At 65.7% G+C, this 26,114-nt stretch carries 24 protein-coding genes and 1 tRNA gene; 11 read left to right on the top strand and 14 right to left on the bottom strand.

Features of this window, described 5'->3' with window-relative positions:
- Nucleotides 1-33 precede the first annotated feature (33 nt).
- On the bottom strand, nucleotides 34-321 hold the full coding sequence (locus ABIE57_RS10365) for a hypothetical protein (RefSeq protein ID WP_354538941.1): 288 nt from the start codon (nucleotides 319-321) through the stop codon (nucleotides 34-36).
- Between the two features lie 4 nt (nucleotides 322-325).
- Nucleotides 326-1,045: a 1-(5-phosphoribosyl)-5-[(5-phosphoribosylamino)methylideneamino]imidazole-4-carboxamide isomerase gene (gene hisA, locus ABIE57_RS10370; RefSeq protein ID WP_354538942.1), complete on the bottom strand. Its 720-nt coding sequence runs from the start codon at nucleotides 1,043-1,045 to the stop codon at nucleotides 326-328.
- Nucleotides 1,046-1,189: 144 nt separating this feature from the next.
- On the opposite strand from hisA, the gene ABIE57_RS10375 reads away from it, so the two are divergent.
- Both ABIE57_RS10375 and ABIE57_RS10380 read left to right on the top strand, forming a co-directional pair.
- Nucleotides 1,190-1,579, top strand: a complete 390-nt coding sequence (locus ABIE57_RS10375; protein WP_354538943.1) for a DUF2147 domain-containing protein — start codon at nucleotides 1,190-1,192, stop codon at nucleotides 1,577-1,579.
- A 47-nt stretch (nucleotides 1,580-1,626) separates the two neighbouring features.
- Nucleotides 1,627-2,052, top strand: a complete 426-nt coding sequence (locus ABIE57_RS10380; protein WP_354538944.1) for a VOC family protein — start codon at nucleotides 1,627-1,629, stop codon at nucleotides 2,050-2,052.
- A 4-nt stretch (nucleotides 2,053-2,056) separates the two neighbouring features.
- Here ABIE57_RS10380 and hisH read toward each other — a convergent pair whose 3' ends face one another.
- From hisH to ABIE57_RS10395, 3 genes are all read right to left on the bottom strand, one after another.
- Nucleotides 2,057-2,695, bottom strand: coding sequence for an imidazole glycerol phosphate synthase subunit HisH (gene hisH, locus ABIE57_RS10385; protein WP_354538945.1), 639 nt, complete (start codon nucleotides 2,693-2,695; stop codon nucleotides 2,057-2,059).
- A 60-nt stretch (nucleotides 2,696-2,755) separates the two neighbouring features.
- Complete coding sequence (gene hisB / locus ABIE57_RS10390) at nucleotides 2,756-3,343, bottom strand: imidazoleglycerol-phosphate dehydratase HisB (RefSeq protein ID WP_354538946.1); 588 nt, start codon at nucleotides 3,341-3,343, stop codon at nucleotides 2,756-2,758.
- 108 nt (nucleotides 3,344-3,451) lie between these two features.
- A tRNA-Gly gene (locus ABIE57_RS10395) sits at nucleotides 3,452-3,526 on the bottom strand.
- 178 nt (nucleotides 3,527-3,704) lie between these two features.
- On the opposite strand from ABIE57_RS10395, the gene ABIE57_RS10400 reads away from it, so the two are divergent.
- Together ABIE57_RS10400 and ABIE57_RS10405 are read left to right on the top strand one after the other, a co-directional pair.
- Complete coding sequence (locus ABIE57_RS10400; RefSeq protein WP_354538947.1) at nucleotides 3,705-4,031, top strand: DUF1330 domain-containing protein; 327 nt, start codon at nucleotides 3,705-3,707, stop codon at nucleotides 4,029-4,031.
- 65 nt (nucleotides 4,032-4,096) lie between these two features.
- Nucleotides 4,097-5,635, top strand: a complete 1,539-nt coding sequence (locus ABIE57_RS10405; protein ID WP_354538948.1) for a Na/Pi cotransporter family protein — start codon at nucleotides 4,097-4,099, stop codon at nucleotides 5,633-5,635.
- Nucleotides 5,636-5,692: 57 nt separating this feature from the next.
- Here the strand turns inward: ABIE57_RS10405 and ABIE57_RS10410 are convergent, their stop codons facing one another.
- From ABIE57_RS10410 to ABIE57_RS10440, 7 genes are all read right to left on the bottom strand, one after another.
- Nucleotides 5,693-7,264, bottom strand: coding sequence for a GMC family oxidoreductase (locus ABIE57_RS10410; protein WP_354538949.1), 1,572 nt, complete (start codon nucleotides 7,262-7,264; stop codon nucleotides 5,693-5,695).
- Between the two features lie 27 nt (nucleotides 7,265-7,291).
- Nucleotides 7,292-7,816 carry a Twin-arginine translocation pathway signal gene (locus tag ABIE57_RS10415; RefSeq protein ID WP_354538950.1) on the bottom strand — a complete coding sequence of 175 codons (525 nt, stop codon included), beginning with the start codon at nucleotides 7,814-7,816 and terminating at the stop codon, nucleotides 7,292-7,294.
- 52 nt (nucleotides 7,817-7,868) lie between these two features.
- Nucleotides 7,869-8,264 (bottom strand): VOC family protein, encoded by a 396-nt coding sequence (locus tag ABIE57_RS10420; protein ID WP_354538951.1) that lies wholly within the window; start codon nucleotides 8,262-8,264, stop codon nucleotides 7,869-7,871.
- 90 nt (nucleotides 8,265-8,354) lie between these two features.
- Nucleotides 8,355-8,648: a ribbon-helix-helix domain-containing protein gene (locus ABIE57_RS10425; RefSeq protein ID WP_354538952.1), complete on the bottom strand. Its 294-nt coding sequence runs from the start codon at nucleotides 8,646-8,648 to the stop codon at nucleotides 8,355-8,357.
- Nucleotides 8,649-8,776: 128 nt separating this feature from the next.
- Entirely contained in the window at nucleotides 8,777-9,577 is an 801-nt protein-coding gene (locus ABIE57_RS10430; RefSeq protein ID WP_354538953.1) for a phosphodiesterase, read from the bottom strand.
- A gap of 252 nt (nucleotides 9,578-9,829) precedes the next feature.
- Nucleotides 9,830-13,270: a pyruvate carboxylase gene (pyc, locus tag ABIE57_RS10435; protein WP_354538954.1), complete on the bottom strand. Its 3,441-nt coding sequence runs from the start codon at nucleotides 13,268-13,270 to the stop codon at nucleotides 9,830-9,832.
- 93 nt (nucleotides 13,271-13,363) lie between these two features.
- The gene (locus ABIE57_RS10440; protein ID WP_354538955.1) at nucleotides 13,364-14,497 is read right to left on the bottom strand and encodes an alpha-hydroxy acid oxidase; all 1,134 of its coding nucleotides are present in this window, start codon (nucleotides 14,495-14,497) and stop codon (nucleotides 13,364-13,366) included.
- Nucleotides 14,498-14,605: 108 nt separating this feature from the next.
- Here ABIE57_RS10440 and ABIE57_RS10445 point away from each other — a divergent pair, with 108 nt between their 5' ends.
- Nucleotides 14,606-16,939: an ATP-dependent helicase gene (locus ABIE57_RS10445; RefSeq protein ID WP_354538956.1), complete on the top strand. Its 2,334-nt coding sequence runs from the start codon at nucleotides 14,606-14,608 to the stop codon at nucleotides 16,937-16,939.
- A 45-nt stretch (nucleotides 16,940-16,984) separates the two neighbouring features.
- Here the strand turns inward: ABIE57_RS10445 and ABIE57_RS10450 are convergent, their stop codons facing one another.
- Nucleotides 16,985-17,611 carry a ribonuclease T2 family protein gene (locus ABIE57_RS10450; protein ID WP_354538957.1) on the bottom strand — a complete coding sequence of 209 codons (627 nt, stop codon included), beginning with the start codon at nucleotides 17,609-17,611 and terminating at the stop codon, nucleotides 16,985-16,987.
- Between the two features lie 130 nt (nucleotides 17,612-17,741).
- Between ABIE57_RS10450 and ABIE57_RS10455 the strand changes: the two genes are divergently transcribed.
- From ABIE57_RS10455 to ABIE57_RS10465, 3 genes are all read left to right on the top strand, one after another.
- Nucleotides 17,742-18,494, top strand: coding sequence for a DUF1013 domain-containing protein (locus ABIE57_RS10455; RefSeq protein WP_354538958.1), 753 nt, complete (start codon nucleotides 17,742-17,744; stop codon nucleotides 18,492-18,494).
- A 27-nt stretch (nucleotides 18,495-18,521) separates the two neighbouring features.
- On the top strand, nucleotides 18,522-19,655 hold the full coding sequence (locus ABIE57_RS10460) for an NAD(P)/FAD-dependent oxidoreductase (RefSeq protein WP_354538959.1): 1,134 nt from the start codon (nucleotides 18,522-18,524) through the stop codon (nucleotides 19,653-19,655).
- Between the two features lie 188 nt (nucleotides 19,656-19,843).
- On the top strand, nucleotides 19,844-21,022 hold the full coding sequence (locus ABIE57_RS10465; protein WP_454283730.1) for a type III PLP-dependent enzyme: 1,179 nt from the start codon (nucleotides 19,844-19,846) through the stop codon (nucleotides 21,020-21,022).
- A 103-nt stretch (nucleotides 21,023-21,125) separates the two neighbouring features.
- On the opposite strand, the gene ABIE57_RS10470 is transcribed toward ABIE57_RS10465, so the two are convergent.
- Entirely contained in the window at nucleotides 21,126-22,523 is a 1,398-nt protein-coding gene (locus tag ABIE57_RS10470) for an aminotransferase family protein (protein ID WP_354538961.1), read from the bottom strand.
- Between the two features lie 428 nt (nucleotides 22,524-22,951).
- Here ABIE57_RS10470 and ABIE57_RS10475 point away from each other — a divergent pair, with 428 nt between their 5' ends.
- The 3 genes from ABIE57_RS10475 to ABIE57_RS10485 all read left to right on the top strand — a co-directional run bounded on the left by ABIE57_RS10475 (nucleotide 22,952) and on the right by ABIE57_RS10485 (nucleotide 26,105).
- Entirely contained in the window at nucleotides 22,952-23,944 is a 993-nt protein-coding gene (locus ABIE57_RS10475; protein WP_354538962.1) for a taurine ABC transporter substrate-binding protein, read from the top strand.
- Between the two features lie 89 nt (nucleotides 23,945-24,033).
- Nucleotides 24,034-24,843 (top strand): taurine ABC transporter ATP-binding protein, encoded by an 810-nt coding sequence (locus ABIE57_RS10480; RefSeq protein ID WP_354538963.1) that lies wholly within the window; start codon nucleotides 24,034-24,036, stop codon nucleotides 24,841-24,843.
- A complete protein-coding gene (locus tag ABIE57_RS10485) occupies nucleotides 24,840-26,105 on the top strand; it encodes an ABC transporter permease (protein ID WP_354538964.1) in 1,266 nt (421 codons plus the stop codon). Before ABIE57_RS10480 ends, ABIE57_RS10485 begins: the two co-directional genes overlap by 4 nt.
- The last annotated feature ends 9 nt before the right edge of the window (nucleotides 26,106-26,114 follow it).

Raw genomic sequence — 26,114 nt, forward strand, 5'->3', positions numbered from 1 at the left:
TCGCACGGCACCTCCGGGACCTTCGCGGCGCTCTTACCGGCGGCGGCGTCGCCACATATGCAGCCCGCCCGTGATGATGAGGACGAGCAACAGGATCGCGCCGACCGGGAGCGTCAGCAGCATCAGCCAGCCCGCCACGAAGGCCGTGTAAAGCGTGTCGCCCCAATCGTGGCCATTGACGACGCAAGGGTTGGTGAATCCCTCGTGAAGGGTGCAGCCATGGCGTCGGGCGAACGCCTCAGCCCAGATCACCGACAGCAGCGGGGCTGCGCAAATCGCTATGCCAAGCACAAGGACCGCATAGAGTGCGCGCAGTGCCATCGCTTCACTCCATCAGGGCGGCCACCGCCGCACGCAGGTCAAGCGCCCCGTCATAGAGCGCGCGACCCGAGATCGCGCCCGCGATGACGCCGGTATCGCGCAGCGCAATGAGATCCTCGAGCGACGAGACGCCGCCCGAGGCGATTACCGGGATAGACACCGCCCGCGCTAGCGCTGCCGTGGCCTCGACATTCGGCCCCTGCATCGCGCCGTCGCGGTTGATGTCGGTATATATGATCGCGGCCACCCCGGCATCCTCGAAGGATTTGGCCAGATCGGTGGCGTCCACATCAGTCTCCTCGGCCCAGCCCTTGGTGGCCACGCGACCGCCTCGCGCGTCGATCCCGACCGCCACCTGCCCCGGAAAGGCGCGCGCCGCCTCGCGCACGAGGGCCGGGTTCTCCACCGCCACGGTCCCGAGGATCACCCGCGCCAGCCCCCGGTCGAGCCACCGCTCAATCGTGGCCATGTCGCGGATGCCGCCGCCAAGCTGCGCGGGCACCTTGCAGGCCGCGAGGATCGCCTCGACCGGCGCGGCATTGACCGGTGCCCCGGCGAAGGCCCCGTTGAGATCCACCAGATGCAGCCATTCGCAGCCCGCCGCGACAAACTCCAACGCCTGCGCTGCGGGGTCCTCGTTGAAGACGGTGGCCTGTTCCATGTCGCCGCGCAGAAGGCGCACGGCGCGTCCGTCCTTGAGGTCGATGGCGGGGTAGAGGATCATCGGCGCACCTTTCCTGTCTGCTCTGCGCGGTTATGCACGCCCGCGCGGGATTTGCAACGCGACCCGCCGCGACCCAACGTCAGACTTGATTTCAACGCGCCCGCTGTCAGAGGATTTGCCGCAGCAGTCAGGGAGGACAACGACATGCGCAAGTTTCTGATGATCACGGCGGTTCTGAGCCTTGGGGCAGGCTCGGCCATGGCAGAGCCGCTTCTGGGCATGTGGCGCACGGCCGCCGACGACAACGGCAATTCCGGTCTGATTCAGGTAGCCCCTTGCGGCAGCGCGATTTGCGGCAAGCTGGTCAAGTCCTACAATTCCGCCGGGCAGGAGATCGCAAGCGAGAATATCGGGCGCAACATCATCTCCGAAACGGTGCCTACCGGCGGCGGGGCCTACAAGGGCAAGGTCTACAGCCCGGATCGCGGCAAGACCTACAATTCCAAGCTGCAACTCAATGGTGATACGCTCAAGGTCAGCGGCTGCGTGATGGGCATCTGCCGCGATGGCGGCACCTGGCAGCGGGCGAAATAAAGCCGCGCGCTTTGACAAGGGGGGCGGGGCTGCGGCACACTCGGGTCATGACGGATGATGTCCTGCCCCCTCCCGCCGCCATCCTTGAGGCCGCGCTCTACGCCTGCGATCTCGACGCCGCCGAGGCGTTCTACGGCGGCTTGCTTGGTCTCGAACGGATCGTGCGGGTGGGGGCGCGCCATGTGTTCTACCGCGTGGGCGCGGGCGTTCTGCTGATCTTCAACCCCGATGAGACGGCCAAGCCGCCCGACAGTCCCGCTCTGCCCGTGCCACCGCATGGTGCGCAAGGGCCGGGGCATTTCTGTTTTGCCGTCGAGGGGCCAGCCCTCGATCGCTGGCGCACCCGGCTCGAGGCGGCGGGGGTGGCGATCGAGGCCGATTTCCGTTGGCCCGGTGGCGCGCGCTCGGTCTATTTCCGCGACCCGGCGGGCAATTCCATTGAAATGGCCGAGCCGCGCCTCTGGGAGAGCTGATCGCTCAGGGCCGCCACGCCAGAAAATTGGCAATGAGACGCAGCCCGGTGGCCTGGCTCTTCTCGGGGTGGAACTGGGTGCCCAGCATCGTGTCGCGCCCGACAATGGCGGTTATCGCGCCGCCATACTCGACATGCGCGAGGCGATGCGCGGGGTCGGCGACCTCGAAGTGGAAGGAATGGACGAAATAGGCGTGATCGCCGGTTTCGATCCCGCCCAGAACCGGATGGGCATGGTCGATCACCAGATCGTTCCAGCCCATATGCGGCACCTTGAGCGCAGGGTCGGTGGGGGCAATATGCGCGACCGTGCCGCCGATCCAGTCGAAACCGGGGGTCTCGGTATATTCCAGCCCGCGCGTGGCCAGCATCTGCATCCCGATGCAGATGCCAAGGAACGGGCGGCCATGGCTGCGCACCGCCTCGTCGATGGCCTCATAGACGCCGCGATGGTCAAACAGCGCCGCGCGGCAGGCCGGGAATGCCCCGTCTCCCGGCAGCACGATGCGGGCGGCGCGCCGGATCACCTCGGGGTCGGCGGTCACGATCACATCGCCCGCGCCGGTCTCCTGCGCCATGCGCTGAAACGCCTTTTCCGCCGAGTGCAGGTTGCCGCTCTCGTAATCGACGATGACGGTGGTCATGGCTTTATCCTTTGTCGCGCAGCTTGTTCCGAAAACCGGCATCCACTTTTCGGGCTGCGCTCAGAGACTGCCCTTGGTCGAGGGGATCGCGTCGGATTTGCGCGGATCGCTCTCGACCGCCTCGCGCAAGCTGCGCGCCACGGCCTTGAACGCGGCTTCGGCGATGTGGTGGCTGTTGATGCCCGCGAGCGCCTCGACATGAAGGGTGATGCCGCCATGGGTGCTCAGCGCCTGAAAGAACTCGCGCACAAGTTCCGTGTCGAACGTGCCTATCTTGGCCGTGGGCAGGGCCACGTTCCACACGAGATAAGGCCGCCCCGAGAGATCGAGCGCCGCGCGCACCAGCGCGTCATCCATCGGCAGAAGGCAGGCCCCGTAACGGCGGATGCCGCGCTTGTCGCCAAGCGCGTGGGCCAGCGCCTGCCCGAGGGCGATGCCCACATCCTCGACCGTGTGGTGATCGTCGATATGCAGATCGCCCGCGCAGCGGATGGTCATGTCGATCAGCGAATGCCGCGCCAACTGGTCCAGCATGTGATCGAAAAAGCCGACGCCGGTGCGGTTGTCGTAACGGCCCGACCCATCGAGCGCAATTTCCACGCTGATATCGGTCTCGGCGGTCTTGCGGGTGATGGTTGCGCTGCGCATGGGGCCTCCGGCTGGCGTTGCGCGCTCTATACTGCGCGCCGCGCGGCAAGGGAAGAGGCCCGCGCGCACCCCGGACGGCGCCCCATTTTCGTAGAAAAATCTGGAAAATGGAGCGGGCGAAGAGATTCGAACTCTCGACCCTTACCTTGGCAAGGTAATGCTCTACCCCTGAGCTACGCCCGCGTCCTTGGGTGAGGCGTGAGATACAAAGCCTCGCGCCGCGCCGCAAGAGGAAAATCGCGGTGCGCGCAGAAAATCCCGGCATGGGCTTGCGACCAAAGTCTGTGTCGGGCGCGGACGGGTTTTCCGTGCTAGGCTCGCGTGGGGCCTCGGGAGGAGCGCCCGCAACAGGAGGACAGCCATGCCCGTCTATCTCATCGCTCAGGTCAAGGTGGCCGAGGACAGTTGGGTGCCCGAATACGCGGCCAGGACCCACGACATCGCGGCAAAACATGGCGGGCGCTATCTGTCGCGCAGCGCCAACATCACCACGCTGGAGGGCAACGCGCCCGATACCACCCTGATCGCGCTGATCGAATTTCCCTCGCTCGAGGCGGCGAAGGCCTTTGGCAGCGATCCCGAATACGCACCCTTGGCCCGCGCCCGGCAGGCGGGCAGCGAGGGGCATTTCTGGGTGATCGACGACACCGACGCGGCGGGCGGCATCCCCTACCTGCCCAAGGGCTGAGCCGCGCCCGCTTGCCAATCCCGCCAGCGCGCCGCATCCTCGCGTGACATCGGGGGGCGGCGACGATGACGGGCGATATTCTGACCGGGCTTGGCGGGGTCGGGCTGTTTCTTCTGGGCATGGAGATCATGACCGGCGCGCTGCGTGAAGTTGCGGGGCGCGGATTTCGGCAAGCATTGGCCACGCTCACCGCCTCGCCCCTGCGGGGGGTGGCCACGGGGGCGGTGGCGACGGCTGTGATCCAGTCCTCCTCCGCCGTTTCGCTCATCACCATCGGCGCGGTCGGCGCGGGGCTTCTGGGCTTCGTGCAATCGCTTGGCGTGCTTTACGGGGCCAATATCGGCACCACCGTGACCGGCTGGATCGTCATGGTGCTGGGGTTGAAGCTCAAGCTGGGCACATTGGCGCTACCGGTGCTTTTTGTCGCCGCCATGCTGATCCTGCTGGGCCGCGGGCGGGTGGCGCGGGCGGGGCGGGGTCTGGCCGGGTTTTGTCTGCTGTTCATCGGGCTGGACATGATGCAGGCGGCCACGGGCGGGCTTGGCGCGTGGCTCACCCCCGAGGTGCTGCCCGCAGACGGCGCAGACGGCTGGGGCGGGCGGCTTCTGCTCATTCTGATGGGCGCGGGGATCGTGGCGCTGATCCAGTCCTCCTCGGCGGCGATGGCGCTGGTTCTGGTGCTTCTGGGCGCGGGTGCGCTTGGCTTCGCGCAGGCGGCGGCGCTGGTCATCGGCTTCAACATGGGCACCACGGCGACGGGCCTTTTGGCCTCGCTTGGCGGCGGGCGGGCGATGCGGATGACGGCGCTGGCCAATCTGCTCTTCAATCTGGGCACGGCGGCGCTGGCGTTTCCGCTGCTCGATCTGGTTGCGCCGCTGCTGCATGGCACATGGCTGGGTGGGGATGACCAGACGGCTCTGGTGCTGTTTCATACCGGGTTCAACCTGCTCGGCGCGGCGGTCTTCCTGCCGCTGACCCCGCGCTTTGCCGCGCTGGTTGCGCGGCTGGTCCCGGAACGCGCCGTGCCGCTGGCCGAGGGGCTGGACCGGCGGCTTCTGGCCGATGAGGGGGCGGCACTCGATGCCGCGCAGGCAGTGGCCGACCGGCTGCGCCGCGCGCTCTTTGTCGCGCTCGCCCGTGCGATCGGCCCCGAGGGCGATCTGCGCGCGCTCGCCTCGGTCGCGGTGCAGGGGGGCGCGGCGGTGGCCGCGCTCGGGGCGTTCCTTGCACAGGTGCGCATCGCGCCCGACCGCGCCGACGAGGCCGCGCGCTATGCCGCGCTCCTCCATCAGATCGACCATTTTCAGCGGCTTCTGGACCGCTGCGGGCAGCGCGACCGTATCGCCACGCTGCGGCAGGAGGCGCGGCTTGGGCGTGATGTGGCGGCCCTTGCCGCCGCGCTTGACCGGGACCGGATGCGCGAGCCGCTGGCGCGGCTCGTCGAGCGGCGCGAGCGGCGCTACCGGCGGGGCGTGCTCTTGCGCGAACATGCGGGGCTTGTGCCCGTGGCAGAGGTATTCGCGCGCACCGATGCCCTGCGCTGGCTGGTGCGGGTGGCGCATCACGCCGCGCGGCTGTGCCGTCATGCGCAGGAAGCGCGGTAGACATTCCCCCGGCGGTCTCGGGGAGAGGAAGCCGCCGGGGGAAACGCAGGCCTCTTGTCAGAGGGTGCCGCGTGAGAGTTCACCGGCGATGTGATCCGCCTGCCGGATGGCAAGCGCCACGATCGTCAGGGTCGGGTTCTCCGCCGCCCCGGTGGTGAATTGCGAGCCGTCCGAGACGAAGAGGTTGGGAATGTCATGGGTCTGGCCCCATTTGTTCACCACCCCGTCGCGCGGGTTTTCCGACATGCGGTTGGTGCCAAGGTTATGCGTCGAGGGATAGGGCGGCGTCGGCAGGGTGCGCGTGGCCCCCACCGCATCATAGACCGCCGCGCCGCGCGCATAGGCGTGGTTGCGCATCGCGATGTCGTTGGGGTGATCGTCGAAATGCACATTCGCCACCGGCAGGCCGTATTGATCCTTGACCGCATGGTTGAGGGTGACGCGGTTGGTTTCCTGCGGCATGTCCTCGCCCACGATCCACATGCCGGCCATGTTCTCGTAGGAATCGAGCGCGGTGGTGAATTCGCGCCCCCATCCGCCCGGATCAAGAAACGCCGCCATGAAGGGCAGGCCAAGCGCCAAGGTTTCCAATTCATAACCGCCGACGAAGCCGCGCGAGGGATCGTGCCGCGCCTCGTCCTGGATGATCCCGGCCATCGTGGTGCCGCGCCACATCTTCACCGGCTTGTCGAACACGCCGTAAACCGAGCCGGTCATGTGCCGCATGTAGTTGCGCCCGACCTGACCCGAGGAATTGGCAAGCCCGTCAGGGAACATGGACGAGGCGGAATTGAGCAGCAGACGGGGCGATTCGAAACTGTTGCCCGCAACGCAGACCGCGCGCGCCTTCTGCATCTGAAGGTTCCCCGCCTCGTCGAAATACTCGACGCCCGTCACGCGGCCCTGATCATCATGCAGGATGCGGGCCACATGCGCGCGCTCGCGCACCTCGAGATTGCCGGTGGCCTCGCCTTGCGGGATGTCGGTATAGGCCGCCGACCATTTCGCGCCCCATTTGCAGCCTTGGAAACAGAAACCCGTCTGCTGGCACGCCATGCGTCCGTCATAGTCCTGGCTGTTGATCGCCATGCGGCCGGTGTGGACTTCCTTGTAGCCAAGCGCCTTGGCGCCCGCCTCGAACACCTTGTAATTGTTGTTCCCCGGCAGGCCCGGAATCCCGTTGGTGCGGGTCACGCCCAGCTTCTTCTCGGCCTTGTCATACCACGGCGCCATTTCCGCGCCATCAATCGGCCAGTCCAGCAGGTTCGCGCCCTGCACCGGGCCATAGGTCGTCGCGGCCTTCCACTCATGCTCCTGAAAGCGGATCGACGCGCCCGCCCAATGGGTCGTGGTGCCGCCCACGGCCTTGACGATCCACGCCGGAAGCCCGGAAAAATCGCGCGCCACGCGCCAGTCGCCCGACGTGGTGCGCGGGTCCAGCCAGGCCAGTTGGCCAAAGCTTTCCCATTCGTCGTTGATGTAATCCTCGGGCAGGTAGCGCCCGCCCGCTTCCAGCGCCACCACGGACACGCCGCGTTGCGCCAGTTCGTTGGACAGCACGCCGCCGCCCGCGCCGGTGCCGATGACGACGATCACCGTGTCGTCGTTATGCTCAAATGGTGCAGCCATAGTCGTTCCTCCCTTGATGGCTATGGCTCAGAGCCAGGTGATGTCGTCGAAGCCGCGGTCGATATAGCCGCCCTGGCTGTAGGACTCGCCCTCATAGCCAAAGAGCGGCCAGACCGCCTTTTGGTTGTAAAGGCCGGTCACAAGGCCACCGCGGATCTGCTGAAAGAACGCGCTTTCCTCGATGCCGCGCAGGATATCGACGCGGTCACGCTCCCACCCGATGCTGAGGTAATCGGCATGGCCGCGGCCCTGCGCCGCCGCGTTCAGCCCCGCGATGCCCGCCTCGATGGCGGGGGCGGTTTCGGGCGTGTCATAGCCCTTGACGGCGATCACGTAATATTCATCCGCCACATGGTCATGCGGGTAGATGTCGCGCGCCATCTGGATGAGCGTCGCCATGGTTTCGGGGCGCAGCGCCTGCGTCTCGAGCGCCCAGGCCCCGTTGGCCCCGGCGACGAAACCCGCGCCCACCACAAGCGATGCCCCCGCCGCCATCGAGCGCGCGAGCAAGGCGCGCCGTGTCATGCCCTTGCGGGCGCTTGTCTGCGTCATGTTTTCTCCTCCCAAAGAAAACGGCGCGACCCATGGGGCCGCGCCGGGCTGTTCACTGGTAGCGCCCTCCGCGCTCCAGCACCTCGATTTCGTAGCCATCGGGATCGGCCACGAAGAAGAATTTGGCGATCACCTCGCCATCGGGGGCGAAGGACACGATCTTGCGCGGGGCAAGCCCCTCGGCGATAAAGCGCGCGTGCTCGGCCTCCAGATCCTCGACGACGAAGGCCATATGGCCATAGCCGTCGCCCAGGTCATAAGGCTCGGTCCGGCCCTTGTTGACGGTCAGTTCCAGCTCGAACGCGGCTTGCGGATTGGACAGGTAGAGCAGCGTGAATTTCTCGAAATCGAGCCGCTGCGCCACCTCAAGACCAAAGGCGCGCCGGTAGAAATCGACCGAACGCCCCTCGTCGAGAACGCGAATCATGCTGTGAATGGCTTTGGCCATGCCTGCCCCCGGATGTTGCAACTGGTCCGGAGAGTTTACCAATGCGCGGAACAGGGCGGGTAGTAAGGGGTTACTACGCCCGGAAAAGGCTCACTCCGCCGCCATCTGCCGCGTCTCCGCGTCAAGCGGGTTCTCCAGATGCACAAGGCAGGAGCAGCGCAGAAGCGAGGTGAAATTGGCTGGCTCGCCATGGAGTTCGAGAACTTCGGCATGCAGTTTCGACACGAAGGCAGGGGTGCTCAGCCCCTCGCTCGCGGCGATGTCATCCAGAATCCCCCAGAACGATTTTTCCAGCCGGATGCTGGTGCTCTGGCCATTCAGGCGCATCCGGCGGGTCTCTTGCGTATAGCGGTCCGGGTCCTGCCCGGCGAATATGCGGCACATGGTCTGTCCTCCCTTGTCCGGCACGGCGGGCGCTCCGGACCTCAGCAAAGTTCAATCATGGGGCATTTTCCCCAAAGGTCAAAGCCCGAGTGCCCGGCGATGGAAAACCGGCCTCGGCGGGTGCGGCCCTAGCCGTAGGTGGCGGGCCGGGCGTCGGGCAGGCCGAAATCCTCGGTATGCACGACCACGCCCGCGTCGGTCAGCAGCAGAAGGCCATAGGCACCCGGCTCGTCGATGGACAGGCTCGGGTCGTGATCACCAAGCGTCATGGGCATCTGGTGGCAGGGGCTCTTGAGGATCGCTACGGGAATGCCACCCGCCGACCCCTGGATCGTGCGGTGGATATGCCCCGAGACGACCTGCGCCACCCGTCCCGATGCCCGCAGGCGGTGGATCAGGGCGGCGCGGTTCCTGAGCCCGATCCGGTCCATGCCCCTGAAGCCGGTCTCGATCGGCGGGTGATGGGTAAAGACGATCACGCGCCGGTCGCCCGCCTCGCGCAGCGCGGTATCAAGCCAGTCGAGACGCGCGGCGCAGAGCCAGCCGGAATGGGCATCCGCGGCCGCCTCATCGAGCGTGTCGAGGCAGACCAGCCGATAGCCGGGCAGGTCGATGACATGCTGGATGTGGCCGGTCTCCATCCGCGCCGCCTCGGGAAAGGCGGCAAGGAAGGGCGCGCGGCGGTCGTGATTGCCCAGCATCAGCGAGACGGGCAGGGGGCAGGCCGCAAGCGCGGTGCAGAGCCGCGCGTATTCCTCCGGGGCCGCCCCATGGGTGAGGTCGCCGCACAGCACGACCCGCTCCGCGTCGCGGTGCCGGTCAAGGGCATGCGCCAGCCCGAGGGTAAAGCGCGCGAACGGATCGAGACCGATGATGGTCTCGCCCTCGGGCACAAGGTGAATGTCGGTGAAGACGATGATCTTTTGCATGGGCCGGTCCGCGACAAGGAAACACGCCCGCACCATTGCCGAATTGACAGGCTTGCAAAAGCGGTTTCACCAAGGGGCTGTCATCCTCGGGCGTGACCCGTCAGTGTCAGCGAGTGGGGTGGATACCTTGGTGTCTGCTCCGGGGATGACCGGGCTTTTTGCAAAGGCGTCACCCGTCGGTCCTGTCGTCATCCCCGGGCTTGTCCCGAGGATCTCTTGCGGTCGGAGACCCTCGGGTCAGGCCGTGAGCGGTTATTCCAGTTCCACCAGAAGATCCTTGGCGTCGATCTGGTTGCCGGGCTGGACATGCACCGCCTTGACGGTGGCGTCGCGTTCGGCGTGCAGGCCGGTTTCCATCTTCATCGCCTCGATGGTCACAAGCAGATCGCCGGTCTTGACCGCTTGCCCCGCCTTGACCGCGACCGTGGCCACGGCACCCGGCATCGGCGCGCCGATATGGCTCGGGTTGCCCGGCTCGGCCTTGGGCCGGGCGGCGACGGTGCTCTTGATCCGGCGGTCGGGCACGCGCACGGTGCGGGGCTGGCCGTTCAGTTCGAAGAACACCCGCGCCTCGCCATCCTCTTGCGTCTCGCCCACGGCGATCAGGCGGATTTCCAGCGTCTTGCCGGGGTCGATTTCGGCGGTGATCTCCTCGCCCGGTGCCATCCCGTAAAAGAAGGTCCGCGTGGGCAGGGTGCGCACGGGGCCGTTGACCGCGTGCCGCTCCATGTAATCGGCAAAGACCTTGGGATACATGAGGCTGCCCATCAGGTCCTCGTTGTCGATCTTCTCGCCGAACCGTTCGACCAGTTCGGCGTGGCGCGCCTCCAGATCCTCGGGCGGCAAAAGCGTGCCGGGGCGCACGGTGATGGGGTCCTCGCCCTTGAGCACCTTCTTGACGATGGCGGGGGGAAATCCGCCGGGGGCCTGACCGACATAGCCCTTCATCAGCGTCACCACGCTGTCGGGGAAACTGACCTCGGTCCTGGGGTCGAGCACGTCCTCGCAGGTCAGGCCCTGGCTGACCATCATCAGCGCCAGATCGCCCACGGTCTTGGCAATCGGCGTCACCTTGATCACGTCGCCGAACATCCGGTTCACATCGGCATAGGTGCGCGCGATGTCGTGCCAGCGGTCCTCCATTCCCATCGAGCGCGCCTGCGCCTTGAGGTTGGTGAACTGCCCGCCGGGCATCTCGTGCAGATAGACTTCAGAGGTGGGCGACTGCATCCCGCTTTCGAAGGCGGCGTAGTGGTTGCGCACTGATTCCCAGTAGTTCGAGATTTGCCGGATCGCGTCGATATCGAGGCCCGTGTCGCGCGGCGTGTGGCGCAGCGCCTCGACAATCGTGCCAAGCGTCGCCTGGCTTGTGTTGCCCGAGAGCGCGTCCATCGCGCAATCGACCGCATCCACGCCCGCATCCGAGGCGGCAAGGATCGTCGCCCCAGCAATGCCCGCCGTGTCATGGGTATGGAAATGCAGCGGCAGGCCCACCTCCTCCTTGAGCGCGCGGAAGAGCACGCTGGCGGTCGCGGGTTTCATCAACCCGCCCATATCCTTGATGCAGAGGATATGCGTGCCCGCCGCCTTCAGTTCCCTGGCCATGGAGAGGTAATATTTGAGGTCATACTTGGACCGCGCCGGATTCAGAATATCACCGGTGTAGCAGATCGCGGCCTCCAGCACCTTGCCCGAGGCGAGCACCGCATCCATCGACACGCGCATGTTCTCGGCCCAGTTCAGCGGATCGAAGACGCGGAAGATATCGACGCCGCTCTCGGCCGCCTGTTTGACGAAGGCCGTGACCACATTGTCGGGATAGTTGGTATAGCCCACCCCGTTGGAGCCGCGCAGCAGCATCTGCGTCAGCAGGTTGGGCATGGCCGCGCGGATGTCACGCAGGCGTTGCCAGGGGCATTCGTCAAGGAACCGGTAGGCCACGTCAAAGGTCGCCCCGCCCCAGCATTCCACCGAGAAAAGGCCGGGCAGGTCATGGGCGTAATTGGGTGCGATGCCGATCATGTCGATCGAGCGCATCCGCGTGGCCAACAGCGACTGATGGCTGTCGCGCATCGTGGTGTCGGTGATCAAAAGCTGGTTCTGCGCCGCCATCCAGTCCGCCACGGCCTGCGCGCCGTCGCGTTCGAGGATCTGTTTCGGGCCGTCGGTGATGGTGGCATTGGCCGGACGCGGCGCGCGCGGCAGCTTTAGATCTGCGGGCGGGCGCGCGCGCCCCTCGACCTCGGGATGACCGTTTACCGTGATGTCGGCGATGTAGGTCAGCACCCGCGTGCCCCGGTCGCGCCGCTTGGTGAAGATGAAAAGTTCCGGCGTCGTGTCGATGAACTTTGTCGTGTACTGGTTGCTGAGGAAGGTCGGATGCTTGAGCAGGTTCTCGACGAAGGCGATATTCGTGCTCACGCCCCGGATGCGGAACTCGCGCAGGGCGCGGTCCATCCGGGCAATCGCGGCCTCGGGCGTGGGGGCCTTGGCCGTGACCTTGGTCAACAGGCTGTCATAGTAGCGCGTGATCACGCCGCCCGCGTAAGCGGTGCCGCCATCGAGCCGGATGCCCATGCCGGTGGCGCTGCGATAGGCGGTGATCCGGCCGTAATCGGGGATGAAATTGTTGAGCGGGTCCTCTGTGGTGATCCGGGTTTGCAGCGCGTGACCGTTGAGCGTGATGTCGTATTGGCTGGCCTTGCCGGTGGCCTCCATCAGCGTCTTGCCCTCGGCGATCTTGATCTGCGCCTGCACGATGTCGATGCCGGTGACCTCTTCGGTCACGGTATGCTCGACCTGCACGCGGGGGTTGACCTCGATGAAGTAGAACTTGCCGGTGTCCATATCCATCAGGAACTCGACGGTGCCCGCGCATTCGTAATTCACATGTTTGCAGATCTTATAGCCAAGCTGGCAGATCTCCTCGCGCTGCGCCTCCGAAAGATAGGGGGCGGGCGCGCGCTCCACGACCTTCTGGTTGCGCCGCTGCACCGAGCAATCCCGCTCAAAGAGGTGGTACATGTTGCCATGCTTGTCGCCAAGGATCTGCACCTCGACATGGCGCGCGCGCAGGATCATCTTTTCCAGATAGCCCTCGCCATTGCCGAAGGCGGCCTCGGCCTCGCGGCGGCCCTCGCGGACCTTGTCCTCAAGCTCGCTTTCGGTCTCGATGGGGCGCATCCCGCGCCCGCCGCCGCCCCAGCTGGCCTTGAGCATGAGCGGATAGCCGACCTCGGCGGCCTCGCGCCGGATCTCGTCCATGTCATCGCCCAGCACCTCGGTGGCCGGAATGACCGGCACGCCCGCCTCGACGGCCACGCGTCGCGCGCTGGCCTTGTCGCCAAGCGCGCGCATGGTCTCGGCCTTGGGGCCGATGAAGGTGATGCCCGCCGCGTCGCAGGCATCGACAAAGGCGGGGTTCTCGGACAGAAGGCCATAGCCGGGATGGATCGCATCCGCCCCCGAGAGCTTTGCCACCCGGATCATTTCCTCGATCGAGAGATAGGCCGCGACCGGCCCCAGCCCCTCGCCGATGCGGTAAGCCTCGTCCGCCTTGAACCGGTGCAGCCCGAGCTTGTCCTCCTCGGCAAAGACCGCAACGGTCTTCTTGCCCATTTCATTGGCCGCGCGCATCACGCGAATGGCAATCTCGCCACGGTTGGCAATCAGGATTTTCTGAAATTCGGCCATGGGCGGCTCTCCCCGGATGGTCAATGTGCTGCGCTGCGGCGCTGCCGTCTTGTAAGATTTGTGAAAGGTTTGTGCAATCGGCCTTTGGACGGTTCAGGGCAGGAGGCGGGCGCGCACGTCAAGAAGCCGCGCTGTGCCCAATTGCCCCATATTGGCCTTGAGATCCTCGGTGAGGATCTCCACCAGATGCGCAGGCCCCGCCGCCCCGAGCGCACCCAGCGCGTAATGCCAGCCGCGCCCCATCATAACGAAATCCGCGCCAAGGGCTATGGCACGCAGGATATCGAGCCCTCCCTCGAACCCGCCGTCGATGATCACCGGCAGGCGCGTCGCCGCGCGAATACCGGGCAACGCCTCGATGGTGGCAGGGGCGGCGTCGAACTGGCGGCCCGCGTGATTCGAGATCCAGATCGCGTCAACGCCCTCCTTTTCCAGCGCCGTTGCATCCTCGGCCCGGCTGACGCCCTTGACTACCAGCGGTCCCTGCCAATGCTCGCGCAGCCAGCGCAGATAGCTCCAGTCCGGCGAGGTCCGCAGCAGATAGCCCGCGTGCTTGGTCGAGGGCAGGCCCTTCACCGCGCCTGCGTAATCGTCGATGAGCCGCATCCGGGGCAGGCCCTTTCCGGCCATGCCCATGGCCCAGACAGGGCGCATCGCCACCTGCGCCAAGAGGCGCGGCGTCAGCTTCGGTGGCGTGGTCAGGCCGGAGCGCACCTGCCGCTCGCGTCGGCTCGCCACCGGCACATCCACGGTCAGCACCAGCACGGAAAATCCCGCCTCGCGCGCGCGCTTCAGCATATCGGCGCGAATGCCCTCGTCGCGCGGCGGATACATCTGGAACCAGCCCCGCCCATCCAGATGCGGCCCGACGTCCTCGGGGCGCACCGTCGCCACGGTCGACAGCGTATAGGGCAGCCCCGCCCGTGTCGCCGCGCGCGCCAGATGGTGCTCTGCCTCGGGCCAGATCAGCCCCGACATCCCCACCGGCGCGATCCCCACCGGCAAGGGGTGGCTCTGCCCGAAAAGCGTCACCGACAGGTCCGGCGCAATCTCGCCATGCAGGATCGACGGGCTGAGCAAAACGTGATCGAGCATCGCGCGGTTGCGTGCCTTGGTGGCCTCCACCCCGGTGCCGCTGTCGAGATAGTCCCAGACGAAACGCGGGATACGGGCGCGTGCGCGGTCGCGCAGATCAGACAGGGCGGGGTATCTTGCATGCAGGTTCATGCCTCATTTGCGCGGGTTTTCAGCGGCTTGTCCAGAGGTGGAAAAGCCCGGAACATTAACCGAACACCGGGCTTTATCTCGGGGATTGCCCGCGCTATTGTCGCGCGCATGAGCAGTTTTGACGACAGTGACGCTTTCGAGGGTGCCAGCCTTGCCGCCCGCGCCATGGCCGCGCGGCCCGCGCCCTATCTCGACGAGTTGAACCCCGAACAGCGCCGCGCTGCGGAAACGCTCGATGGCCCGGTGCTGATGCTCGCGGGCGCGGGCACGGGCAAGACCAAGGCGCTGACCACGCGCATCGTGCATCTTTTGAACACGGGGCGCGCGCACCCCAATGAAATCCTTGCCGTGACGTTTACCAACAAGGCCGCCCGCGAGATGAAAACCCGTGTTGGTCGCCTGATGGGCGAGCGGGTGGAGGGGATGCCGTGGCTTGGCACCTTCCATTCGATCTGCGTCAAGCTCTTGCGTCGTCACGCCGAACTGCTTGATCTCAAATCGAATTTCACCATCCTCGACACCGACGATCAGCTGCGCCTGCTCAAACAACTGGTGCAGGCCGCCAACATAGATGACAAACGCTGGCCCGCGCGGATGCTCGCGGGGATCATCGACCAGTGGAAGAACCGCGCCTGGACGCCCGACAACCTGCCCGCCAGCGAGGCCAGCGCCTATGACGGCAAGGGTCCCGCGCTCTACCGGCTCTACCAGGTGCGCCTGCGCGAGCTGAACGCCGTCGATTTCGGCGATCTGCTCTTGCATGTGGTGACGATATTTCAGACCCACCCGGATATTCTGGCGCAATATCAGCGCTGGTTCAAATACATCCTCGTGGACGAATATCAGGACACCAACGTCGCGCAATATCTCTGGCTGCGCCTGCTTGCGGGGGGACACAAGAATATCTGCTGCGTGGGCGATGACGATCAGTCGATCTATGGCTGGCGCGGGGCCGAGGTGGGCAATATCCTGCGCTTCGAGACGGATTTTCCGGGTGCGGCGGTGATCCGGCTGGAACAGAATTACCGCTCCACCCCGCATATCCTGGCCGCAGCAAGCAGCGTGATCGCGGGCAATCGCGACCGGCTGGGCAAGACGCTCTGGACCGAGTCCGAGACAGGCGAAAAGGTCCGCCTGATCGGCCATTGGGACGGCGAGGAAGAGGCGCGCTGGATCGGCGAGGAGATCGATTCGATGAGCCGCGGCACGCGGGGGATGCGGGCCTTCGGCCTCGATCAGATGGCGATTCTCGTGCGTGCCAGCCACCAGATGCGCGCCTTCGAGGACCGCTTCCTGACCATCGGCCTGCCCTACCGCGTGATCGGCGGCCCGCGCTTTTACGAGCGGTTGGAGATCCGCGACGCCATGGCCTATTTCCGCCTCGTGACGTCCCCCGCCGACGATCTGGCATTTGAGCGGATCGTGAACACACCCAAGCGGGGTCTGGGCGACAAGGCGGTGCAGAAAATCCAGGTGATTTCGCGGCAGCACGGCGTGCCGCTGGTGACGGGCGCGCGGCTGCTGCTGGATCAGAAGGGGCTTGGCGGCAAGGGGGCCTTGGCCCTGGCGCGGCTTCTGGATGGCCTCGCCCGCTGGGGCCGGATGGTGGACGATCCCGCGATCACCCATCTGGAACTCGCGGAGATCATCCTCGACGAATCGGGCTACACGGGCATGTGGCAGAACGACAAGACGCCCGAGGCACCGGGGCGGCTGGAAAACCTCAAGGAACTGGTGAAGGCGCTGGAAGGGTTCGAGAACCTGCAAGGCTTTCTCGAACATGTCAGCCTGATCATGGAAAACGAAAGCGAGGAGGGCGGCGAGAAGATCACCCTGATGACGCTCCACGCCGCCAAGGGGCTGGAATTTCCCGCCGTGTTCCTGCCGGGCTGGGAGGACGGGCTTTTCCCCTCGCAACGCTCGATGGATGAAAGCGGGCAGAAGGGGCTGGAGGAGGAGCGCCGCCTCGCCTATGTCGGCATCACCCGCGCCGAGGAGGTTTGCACCATCTCCTTTGCCGGCAACCGGCGGGTCTATGGCCAGTGGCAATCGCAAATGCCCTCGCGCTTTATCGACGAGTTGCCCCCCGATCACGTCGAGGTGCTGACGCCGCCGGGTCTTTATGGCGGTCCCGTCGGGGCCGCAAGCGGCATCGAGACCCGCGCCGCCGAGGCCAATGTCTACAACTCGCCGGGCTGGCGCAGGTTGCAATCGCGCAGCGGCGCGCGGCCCATGGGCCAGCCGGTCGAGGTCCGCTCCCCGGTGATCGACGCGCAGGCGCTGAGCTCGCACAGCGTGGGCGAGCGGGTCTTTCACCAGAAATTCGGCTATGGCGAGATCACCGGCATCGAGGGCGACAAGCTCGAGATCGCCTTTGACAAGGCAGGTGTGAAAAAGGTCGTCGCACGCTTCATCACCGGCGCGGACGAGGTGCCGTTCTGATTGGTAAAGGCCGATTTTATTGAGTATTTTCAGAACGATGAAAGCTCAGCGCAGGGGGTCGAACAGCGCGTCCTCCAGTCGGCAGTCGCGGATCACGTCGCGTCCGCAGGGCACCGGGTCGAGTGTTTTTGACAGGCACAAACGCGCCTCCTCGATCCGCCCCGCGCGGCAGGTGATGGTCAGCATATCCGCGGTCCAGCCGGGATTGGCCTTGAGAAAGGCCGCCTCCACGACCTGCGCGGAAAGCCTGACCGGGCGATCAAGCTTGCGGAACACCTCGGGGCGGTTGACGCTCTCATAGGCGCGGCGCGCGAGGGCGAAATACTCCGGCGCGGGCAGGCCCGAACAGGTGCCGTGCTTTTTCCATTGGTGCCAGGCCAGCCCCTGAGAACCCATGATATCGGCCATCGAGGCGGTGAGCGCGCGTGGCGGCGGGCGGTGCGGACTCTGGCAGAAATCGGGCCAGCCGCGCGTGTATTGCGGCCAGAGCCCGTGCAGCACCCAGCCATGCGCGCGGTCGCATTGCGGGGCATCCCGCGCATCGCCCTCGAGCGCGCACCATGTGGGCGACCAGCTCAGGCTGAGGACGTAGTAATCGAACGCGCCCGCGCGCTCGGCCCGGAGCGGGGCGGCAAGCAGCAGGGCCAGAAGGATCAGCAGGTAAGGGCGCATCTCGGGGCTTTCCTTTTTGTCGCGGCTTGCGTATATGACAGCAGAATTCCCCGACAATGGAAACTCTTCCGGGCCGCCGGAACCGCCCGTTCCGGGTCTTGGGGAAGATTTGAGCGAAGGAGACGCCAGCATGTCCATGCCGATCATGGCCAAGGCCACCGCCGTCTGGCTGGTGGACAACACGACGATCAGTTTCAAGCAGATCGCCGATTTCTGCGGGATGCACGAATTGGAGGTGCAGGGCATCGCCGATGGCGATGTGGCCGCAGGCGTCAAGGGGTTCGATCCGGTGGCCAACAACCAGTTGACCGCAGTCGAGATCGCCAAGGCAGAGGCCGATCCGGCCTACAAGCTGCACCTGAAATTCAACCCCTCCGCCGTGGGCGAGGAGAAGCGGCGCGGTCCGCGCTACACGCCGCTCTCGAAGCGGCAGGACCGCCCGAATGCAATCCTGTGGCTGGTGAAGTTCCATCCCGAACTGGCCGACAGCCAGATCGTCAAGCTGGTCGGCACCACCAAGCCCACGATCACCTCGATCCGTGAGCGCACGCATTGGAACATCTCCAACATGCAGCCCATCGACCCGGTGGCGCTTGGCCTTTGCAAGCAGTCCGAGCTTGATGCCGCCGTGCAAAAGGCCGCCGCCAAGAAGGCCGCTGAGGGCGCGACGCTGAACGATGACGAGCGGCGCAAGCTTCTGAGCACCGAGCAGAGCCTCGGGGCCGAGGCCGAGCCGCGCATCCCGACCGCGATCGAGGGGCTGGAGACGTTCACCCTTGGCGGGGCGGAGCGCGAGGAGCCCGAAAAGCACTATGACGCGGACAGCTTCTTCAACCTGCCCGACGATGACGGCGAGGACGAGGACGAGGACGACCGTCGCTGAGACGATTGTCCGGGAGAGGGGCAGGGCATGGAAATCGCGGTCATCGGGCGAGGGTTGATCGGGTCGGCCGCGGCGCGGCATCTGGCGCGGGCTGGACACGCGGTCATCCTGATCGGTCCCGACGAGCCTGCGGTCATGGCCGCGCATCAGGGCGTCTTTGCCAGCCATTACGACGAGGGGCGCATCACCCGCAGCCTTGATCCCGATCCGTTCTGGAGCCGGGTCAGCCGCGCCTCGATCGCGCGCTACGCCGAGATCGAGGCGGCAAGCGGCATCGGCTTTTATTCCGAGCGCGGCGTTGTCATGGCCGGGCCCGAGGGCAGCGACGCGATGGAGCGGATCGGGCAGGTGGCGGCGCGGGACGGCATCGCCTGCGACCGTCTCGACCATGCGGGCCTTGCCGAACGCTTTGCCGATTTCCGCTTTGCGCCCGGCACGATGGCCTGGCACGAGCCGCAGCATGCAGGCCATATCAGCCCGCGCCGTCTTGTGGCCGCGCAGAGCCGCGCCGCCGAACGGGCCGGGGCACGCATCGTCACCGCGCGCGTGCTGACGCTGGAGGAGCGCGGCGACGGGGTGACGATCCGTCATGAGGGCGGCGAGACGCGCGCGGCCCGCGTTCTGGTGGCGGCGGGTGGCTATACCGACACGCTCTTGCCGGAGGCGCTGCCGCTGACGGTGATGGCGCGCACGGTGGCGTTTTTCGAGGTGAGCGCGGTCGAGGCCGCGCGGCTTGCGACCCTGCCGCCGCTCATCTACCTGCACGCGCATGGCGACGGGCCGTATCTCCTGCCGCCGATCCGCTATCCGGACGGGCGGTTTTATCTCAAGATGGGGGGCGATCCGGTGGATCGTCCGCTCGGCTCGGGCGACGAGATCAGTGACTGGTTCCGCTCGGGCGGCAGCGCCGATGTGGCGGCGTTTCTCGAAGGCGAGATCCGCGCGCGGATGCCCGGGCTGGCGATCCTCGGGATCAGCCGCGCCGCCTGTGTCACCACCTTCACGCCTGAGGACCGCGCCCGCATCGCCATGGTCTCGGACCGGATCGGCGTGGCCACGGCGGGCTGCGGCCGGGGCGCGAAATGTTCCGACGAACTGGGCCGCCTCGGGATGCAGGTCATCCTTGGGCACGGCCTGCCGGACTGGGTGCGGGCAGTCTGAGCACGGGTCGAAGAATTTTTCCCGCGCCCGCAGATATTTCTTGCGTGACTCGGGACATGACTCTATCTGGCGGTTCATAGACGCCAACGCACGCGCCTCTGGCCGGTGGCTCGCCACCCGTGTTTACGTAGCGACGGTAACGTCTCCTTTTGGAACTGGTCGGGCATTGTCCCGGGTCTTGATCGGAGATGACCATGAACGCCTACGTAAACCCGCTTGCGGGCGGAGATTTTGTTTTCGCGCCTTCCCCTCTTGTCGATTATATCCGGGGCCGCGAGTTTGACCGCCCGACGCTGGTCATTCATCGCGACACCGTGGCGCAGCAGTATCGCGCGCTGAAATCCGGCCTGGGCCGCGCGGATATCCATTATGCCGTCAAGGCCAACCCGGCGCGCGAGGTGATCGAGGTTCTGATCAGTGAGGGCAGCCATTTCGACGCTGCCTCGCGCGGTGAAATCGAGCTTTGCCTCGGTCTTGGCGCAGCGCCTGCGACGATTTCCTTTGGCAACACGGTCAAGCGTGCCTCTGACATCGCCTTCGCGCATCGTGCGGGCATCACGCTTTTTGCCGCCGACAGCGAGATGGAGCTTGAGAAAATCGCCGAACACGCACCCGGCGCGCAGGTCTATATCCGCCTTCTGGTGGGGGCGACCGGGGCGGACTGGCCCTTGAGCCGCAAGTTCGGCTGCGCGCCCGAGCGGGCCGCGGCGCTGATGGATTACGCTGTGACGCTTGGCCTTGCGCCCGTGGGCCTCTCGTTCCACGTGGGCAGCCAGACCCGGCGCGCCGAGATGTGGCGCGAGACGCTCGACCGCGTGGGCGCGGTCTGGGCGCAGGCGCGGGCCGCCGGTCACGCGCTGTCGCTGATCAATATCGGGGGCGGCTTTCCGGCCTTCTACGGCGAGGCGATCGAAGCCCCCGAGGCCTATGCGCGCGCGGTGATGGAAATGGTCGAGCCGCGCTTTCCGGGGGCCGCGCGCATCATGGCCGAACCGGGACGCGGCATGGTGGCCGAGGCGGGCATGATCGCCGCCGAGGTTCTGCTTGTGAGCCGCAAGGCCGAGGATGATCTCTGCCGCTGGGTCTATCTCGATATCGGGCGGTTTTCCGGGCTCGCGGAGACCGAGGGCGAGGCGATCCGCTATCAGTTCCTCAGCGACCGTGATCATGAGGCGACGGGACCGTGCATTCTGGCCGGCCCGTCCTGCGACAGCGCCGATGTTCTCTATGAAAAGCGCCCCGTGGCGCTGCCCGTCGGTCTGCGGGCGGGGGACCGGGTGATCATCCGCAACTGCGGGGCCTATACCTCGAGCTATTCCTCGGTCGGGTTCAACGGCTTTCCGCCGCTCGACGTGGTGGTGATCTGAGGAAACGGGCGCACCGGAAACTTTGAAAGTTTCCGGTCCGGAATTTTTTGAAAATTCCGGCTCCGCCCCGCCCCGAAACGCAGGTCTCGGGGCGGGGTGGTTCTTACCCGAACACGCGCGTGAGCGCCGCATCCGTTGCCGACACGAGCGTGTCGATATCATCGCGCGTGGCAATCAGCGCGGGTGAATAGCACAGCGTGTTGTTGAAGCCCGGCAGCGAGCGGTTCGTGGCACCGATGATGACGCCCTGCGCCATGCAGTCGGCCACGACGGCCTGCACCATCTTTTCCGGAGCAGGCTCTTTCGTCGTCCGGTCCGCCACCAGTTCGGCCCCCAGAAACAGCCCCTTGCCGCGCACATGGCCGATGACCGCGTGCCGCTCCTGAAGCGCGCGCAACTGATCGAGCATGTAGTCGCCCATGGCGGTGGTGTTCGCCAGAAGCCCTTCTTCCTCGATGATCGCCATGTTTTCGATCGCGGCGGCAGGCCCCGCCGTGCAACCGCCGAAGGTGGAAATGTCGCGGAAGTAGTTCATCGGATCGGTGGTGTCGTCGCGGAACATCTCGAACACGCGCTCGTTGGTCACGCAGCACGCGATGGCGGCGTATCCGCTCGCCACGCCCTTGGCCATGGTCACGAAATCGGGTTCCACCCCGTAATGCTGATAGCCGAACCAGGTGCCGGTGCGGCCCACGCCACACACGACCTCGTCGATATGCAGGAGGATATCGTATTTGCGGCAAATTTCCTGCACGCGCGGCCAGTAGCCTTCGGGCGGGACAATCACGCCACCGCCCGCCGTCACCGGCTCCAGACACAGCGCGCCCACGGTATCGGGGCCCTCGCGCAGGATCACCTCTTCGATGGCATTGGCGGCGGCGACGCCGTAAGCCTCGCCCTCCAGATCCCATTGCGCGCGGTATTCAAGGCAATGCGGCACCCGCACGAAGCCGGGCGCGAAGGGGCCGTATTGCGCATTGCGCTCGTCCTGCCCCCCGGCCGAGAGACAGGCCAGCGTCGTGCCGTGATAGTCGCGGTCGCGGTAGAGGATCTTGTGTTTTTTGCCGCCATACCGCTTGTGCGCGATCTGGCGGACCATCTTGAACGCCTTCTCGTTCGCCTCCGAGCCGGAATTGGTGTAGTAGACCCGGCTCATCCCCGGCATTTTCGAGATCAGCTTCTCGGAGAAGAGCGCGCCGGGAATGGAGCCCGCGGAGCCCGCGAAATAGGGCAGTTGAATGAGCTGGTCGCGCACCGCGTTGGCGATCCGCTCGCGGCCATATCCGACATTGACCGTCCAGACCCCGCCCGAGACGCCGTCGAGATGTTCCTTGCCCTTCTGATCCCACACGCGCATCCCGCGTCCCTCGATGATGATGCGCGGATCGGCCTTGGGGTCCGGTCCCGTCCAGGCGGCGTGCTGGATGAGGTGATGCCAGACATGGGCGCGGTCGGCCTCGACCACGCGGGTGATGTCATTGTCGAGAGGTTTTCCGTCCATCGGGCGCTCCATTACAGGTTTCACCGGCGCGCGCGCGGCGAGTCCGGGGGAGGGTGAGTATGTCCTGCGTTCGACTTCGCCGCAAATCCGGGCAGGGCGATAGGGCCAGAAGGGTGCGTTCGATGAGCCCAGATGGGACTTCGTTTGGGCCCGACTGAGGGCAGGGAGTTGAAAATTCTACTAAAATGGCCGTGACTGCATCACTGGCCCTGTGCGTGCGCCAAAACGAAAACCTCTTTTCCAAAATGCTTAAATGGCCGCACACTCGGGATTAAGGCGTTGATCGGTTTGCGGCAATCGGGTTCACTTTGCAGCGCGATGCCTCGACACGCAGGGGCGACGCCGAAAAGAGCGGCCCAAGCCGCCTTATGCGCAGGGCACGATAAGCGGGAAACGCCGCACCACATGACCAACGGGAGAACGACAACATGACACTCAAGGGAAAATTCCTCTCTGCCGCCGCAGCCGCCGCGCTTTTCGCGGGCGCAGGCAACGCGCAGGACCTTACCGTGGCCTATTTCCTCGAATGGCCGATGCCGTTCCAATATGCCAAGGAAACCGGCATGTATGACGAGGCGCTCGGCATGAAGGTGACCTGGCGCGCGTTTGATACCGGCACGGCGATGAGTGCGGCGATGGCGTCGGGCGATGTCCACCTCTCGGTCAGCCAGGGCGTGCCGCCCTTCGTGGTGGCCACCAGCGCGGGGCAGGATCTTCAGGTGCTCGACGTGGCGGTGAGCTATTCGGACAACGACAACTGCGTCGTGCGCGATGTGCTCGAGATCGACAAGACCAATGCCGCCGATCTTGCGGGCAAGAAGGTGGCCGTGCCGCTCGGCACTGCCGCGCATTACGGTTTTCTCAAGCAGATGAACCATTTCGGGGTCGATCTGGCCTCCCTGGACATCGTGAACATGGCCCCTCCCGAGGGGGCCGCGGCGATCGCGCAGGGCGCGGTTGACGTCTTTTGCGGCTGGGGTGGGTCGCTGCGCCGCGCCGAGGAACACGGCAACGTGTTGCTGACCGGAGCGGAGAAGGAAGAGCTCGGGATTCTGGTCTTTGACGTGACCTCGGGGCCGACGGCCTTTGTCGCGGAAAACCCTGATGTGGTGGCGACCTTCCTCAAGGTGACGGCCGAGGCCAACGCCATGTGGGCAGACCCGGCGAACCGCGACAAGATGCTGCCCATCATTGCCAAGGATAGCGGCATGGATGTCGCTGACACCGCCCGCACCATCGACACCTTCGTGTTCCCCACCGTCGAGGAGCAACTCAGCGCGAAATGGCTGGGCGGCGGCGCGCAGGAATTCATGAAGGGCGTGGCCGAAGTGTTTGTCGAGGCGGGCAGCATCGACTCGGCGCTGGCCACCTATGAGAACAACGTCAACACCGGCCCGCTTGCGGCGAGCCGGGGCATGTGACCCTCTGACAGGGCACGGGGGGCCTGTTCGGCATGACCGGGCAGGCCCCTCCGTGCCCGACCGCGAACCATCAGAGCCAAGGGGGCGGCATGTCGACACTTTCCATCGAGAACATTTCCATGCGGTTCGATCTGCCGAACGGCGGGCACGTGCAGGCGTTGCAGGACGTCTCGCTTGAACTGCAATCGGGAGAATTGTTGAGCGTGCTCGGCCCTTCGGGCTGCGGCAAGACCACGCTTCTGAACATCGTCGCGGGCTTCCTCGCCCCGACCGAAGGACAAATCACGCTCAACGGGCACCGCGTGACAGGGCCCGATGCCGAGCGTGGCATGGTGTTTCAGCAGGGCGCGCTTTTCGAATGGATGAGCGTGCGCGACAACGTGAGTTTCGGCCCCCGCATGGCCGGCAAGCGGGAAGCCGAATGGCGCGATACCGTCGATCATCTGCTCGATGTGGTCGGCCTGCGTGATTTCAAGGAAAAGTCGGTCTATGAGCTGTCGGGCGGGATGCAGCAGCGCGTGGCGCTGGCGCGTTGCCTGGCCAATGATCCGGACGTGATCCTGATGGATGAGCCGCTTGGCGCGCTCGATGCGCTGACGCGCGAGAAGATGCAGGGGCTGGTCCTCAAGCTCTGGAAAGAGACGGGCAAGACCATCATCCTGATCACCCATTCGGTCGAGGAGGCGCTTTTGCTCGGCGAGCGCCTTCTGGTCATGGCACCGCGTCCGGGGCGCATCCACCGCGAATACCGCCTGCCCTTCGCCGATGACGGGGTCGGACAGGACCTGCGCGCGGTCAAGAAGAACCCGGAATTCGGCGAGAAGCGCGAGGAAATCCTGTCGATGATCTGGGACATGGAAGAGGAGATCATGGGCCGCACCGAGGAGGCCGAGGCATGATCGTTCTCGTTCTCTATATCGCCATTTTCGTCGCGGCCTTCTTCGTGGTCCGGTTCGGCTTGCGCAAATACCGACAGGTGCGCGATTTCACCTCGCTCAAGACCGTGACCTTCGGCGATGAAAGCGCCGTGCGCCCGGATCGTTGGGCCAGCGTGTTGTCGGTGCTGACGATTTTCCTGCTCTGGGGGGCCTTCACCGGCTCCAGATGGGTGCCGGTCCATGCGCCGGGCCCCTTTTTGGGCGATACCAGCTTTACCTACACGCTGGAGGCTGCCGACGGGCGGCGCGACGACGCCACCGTGTTTGCCCGCGTCTTTCGGCTGGGCGAAGAGGTGAGCCCGCCCGAGACTGCCCCCGGCGACGGCTTTGCCAGGGATGACGCGCTGATCGTGGGCGCGTGGCGCTCGCAGCTGTTGCGGATGGACCAGAACGACGAGATCACCCGCGAGGACGGCGCGCGCGTTGTCGCCATCGACGGGCGCGCGATTGCGCCAGGCGAAACCGTGCGCGTGGCCGATGGCACGGTGACGCTCACGCCGCGCGGTTCGCTCAATTTCGCCCCGGCCAAGGGGATGCAGATGGAACCGATCTGGCTGCCCCCGCCCGAGGCGGTGGTCAAGCGCGTGGGCGAGATCGCGCGGGACGGCTATCAGAATTTCACCCTGTGGCAACATCTCTACTGGTCGCTCACCCGTGTCATCATCGGCTTTGCCCTCGGTGCGCTGGTGGGTATTCCCTTGGGCTATGCCATGGGCCTTTCGGACTGGTTCCGGGGCTGGTTCGATCCGATCGTGGAATTCATGCGCCCGGTGCCGCCCCTGGCCCTTATCCCGCTGGTGATCATCTGGGCGGGGATCGGCGAGACCGGCAAGATCATCCTGCTCTTTCTGGCGGCGCTCTGGATCATGGCGATCTCGGCGCGGGCGGGGGTGTCGGGGGTGGCCATCGCAAAGGTCCACGCCGCCTATTCGCTCGGGGCCTCGAAATGGCAGATCCTGCGCCATGTGATCGTCCCCAATTCACTGCCCGAGATATTCACCGGCGCGCGCGTCGCCATGGGGGTATGCTGGGGCACCGTGGTGGCGGCTGAACTCGTGGCCGCCGAAAAAGGCGCGGGCATGATGATCATGGTGGCCTCGCGCTTTCAACTGACCGATATCGTGATCATGGGGATCATCCTGATCGGCGTGATCGGCTACGGCATCGACATATTGATGCGCAAGGCCGAGAAATGGCTGGTGCCGTGGAAGGGGCGGGTGTGAGGCCGCGCG

Source organism: Roseovarius sp. MBR-6 (assembly GCF_040547525.1).
GTDB lineage: Bacteria > Pseudomonadota > Alphaproteobacteria > Rhodobacterales > Rhodobacteraceae > Roseovarius.

Excerpts from the sequence above, each read along its gene's own strand:
- ABIE57_RS10365 (WP_354538941.1), bottom strand. The coding sequence starts at position 321 with ATGGCACTGCGCGCACTCTATGCGGTCCTTGTGCTTGGCATAGCGATT.
- hisA (WP_354538942.1), bottom strand. The coding sequence starts at position 1,045 with ATGATCCTCTACCCCGCCATCGACCTCAAGGACGGACGCGCCGTGCGC.
- ABIE57_RS10375 (WP_354538943.1), top strand. The coding sequence starts at position 1,190 with ATGCGCAAGTTTCTGATGATCACGGCGGTTCTGAGCCTTGGGGCAGGC.
- ABIE57_RS10380 (WP_354538944.1), top strand. The coding sequence starts at position 1,627 with ATGACGGATGATGTCCTGCCCCCTCCCGCCGCCATCCTTGAGGCCGCG.
- hisH (WP_354538945.1), bottom strand. The coding sequence starts at position 2,695 with ATGACCACCGTCATCGTCGATTACGAGAGCGGCAACCTGCACTCGGCG.
- hisB (WP_354538946.1), bottom strand. The coding sequence starts at position 3,343 with ATGCGCAGCGCAACCATCACCCGCAAGACCGCCGAGACCGATATCAGC.
- ABIE57_RS10400 (WP_354538947.1), top strand. The coding sequence starts at position 3,705 with ATGCCCGTCTATCTCATCGCTCAGGTCAAGGTGGCCGAGGACAGTTGG.
- ABIE57_RS10405 (WP_354538948.1), top strand. The coding sequence starts at position 4,097 with ATGACGGGCGATATTCTGACCGGGCTTGGCGGGGTCGGGCTGTTTCTT.
- ABIE57_RS10410 (WP_354538949.1), bottom strand. The coding sequence starts at position 7,264 with ATGGCTGCACCATTTGAGCATAACGACGACACGGTGATCGTCGTCATC.
- ABIE57_RS10415 (WP_354538950.1), bottom strand. The coding sequence starts at position 7,816 with ATGACGCAGACAAGCGCCCGCAAGGGCATGACACGGCGCGCCTTGCTC.
- ABIE57_RS10420 (WP_354538951.1), bottom strand. The coding sequence starts at position 8,264 with ATGGCCAAAGCCATTCACAGCATGATTCGCGTTCTCGACGAGGGGCGT.
- ABIE57_RS10425 (WP_354538952.1), bottom strand. The coding sequence starts at position 8,648 with ATGTGCCGCATATTCGCCGGGCAGGACCCGGACCGCTATACGCAAGAG.
- ABIE57_RS10430 (WP_354538953.1), bottom strand. The coding sequence starts at position 9,577 with ATGCAAAAGATCATCGTCTTCACCGACATTCACCTTGTGCCCGAGGGC.
- pyc (WP_354538954.1), bottom strand. The coding sequence starts at position 13,270 with ATGGCCGAATTTCAGAAAATCCTGATTGCCAACCGTGGCGAGATTGCC.
- ABIE57_RS10440 (WP_354538955.1), bottom strand. The coding sequence starts at position 14,497 with ATGAACCTGCATGCAAGATACCCCGCCCTGTCTGATCTGCGCGACCGC.
- ABIE57_RS10445 (WP_354538956.1), top strand. The coding sequence starts at position 14,606 with ATGAGCAGTTTTGACGACAGTGACGCTTTCGAGGGTGCCAGCCTTGCC.
- ABIE57_RS10450 (WP_354538957.1), bottom strand. The coding sequence starts at position 17,611 with ATGCGCCCTTACCTGCTGATCCTTCTGGCCCTGCTGCTTGCCGCCCCG.
- ABIE57_RS10455 (WP_354538958.1), top strand. The coding sequence starts at position 17,742 with ATGTCCATGCCGATCATGGCCAAGGCCACCGCCGTCTGGCTGGTGGAC.
- ABIE57_RS10460 (WP_354538959.1), top strand. The coding sequence starts at position 18,522 with ATGGAAATCGCGGTCATCGGGCGAGGGTTGATCGGGTCGGCCGCGGCG.
- ABIE57_RS10465 (WP_454283730.1), top strand. The coding sequence starts at position 19,844 with ATGACCATGAACGCCTACGTAAACCCGCTTGCGGGCGGAGATTTTGTT.
- ABIE57_RS10470 (WP_354538961.1), bottom strand. The coding sequence starts at position 22,523 with ATGGACGGAAAACCTCTCGACAATGACATCACCCGCGTGGTCGAGGCC.
- ABIE57_RS10475 (WP_354538962.1), top strand. The coding sequence starts at position 22,952 with ATGACACTCAAGGGAAAATTCCTCTCTGCCGCCGCAGCCGCCGCGCTT.
- ABIE57_RS10480 (WP_354538963.1), top strand. The coding sequence starts at position 24,034 with ATGTCGACACTTTCCATCGAGAACATTTCCATGCGGTTCGATCTGCCG.
- ABIE57_RS10485 (WP_354538964.1), top strand. The coding sequence starts at position 24,840 with ATGATCGTTCTCGTTCTCTATATCGCCATTTTCGTCGCGGCCTTCTTC.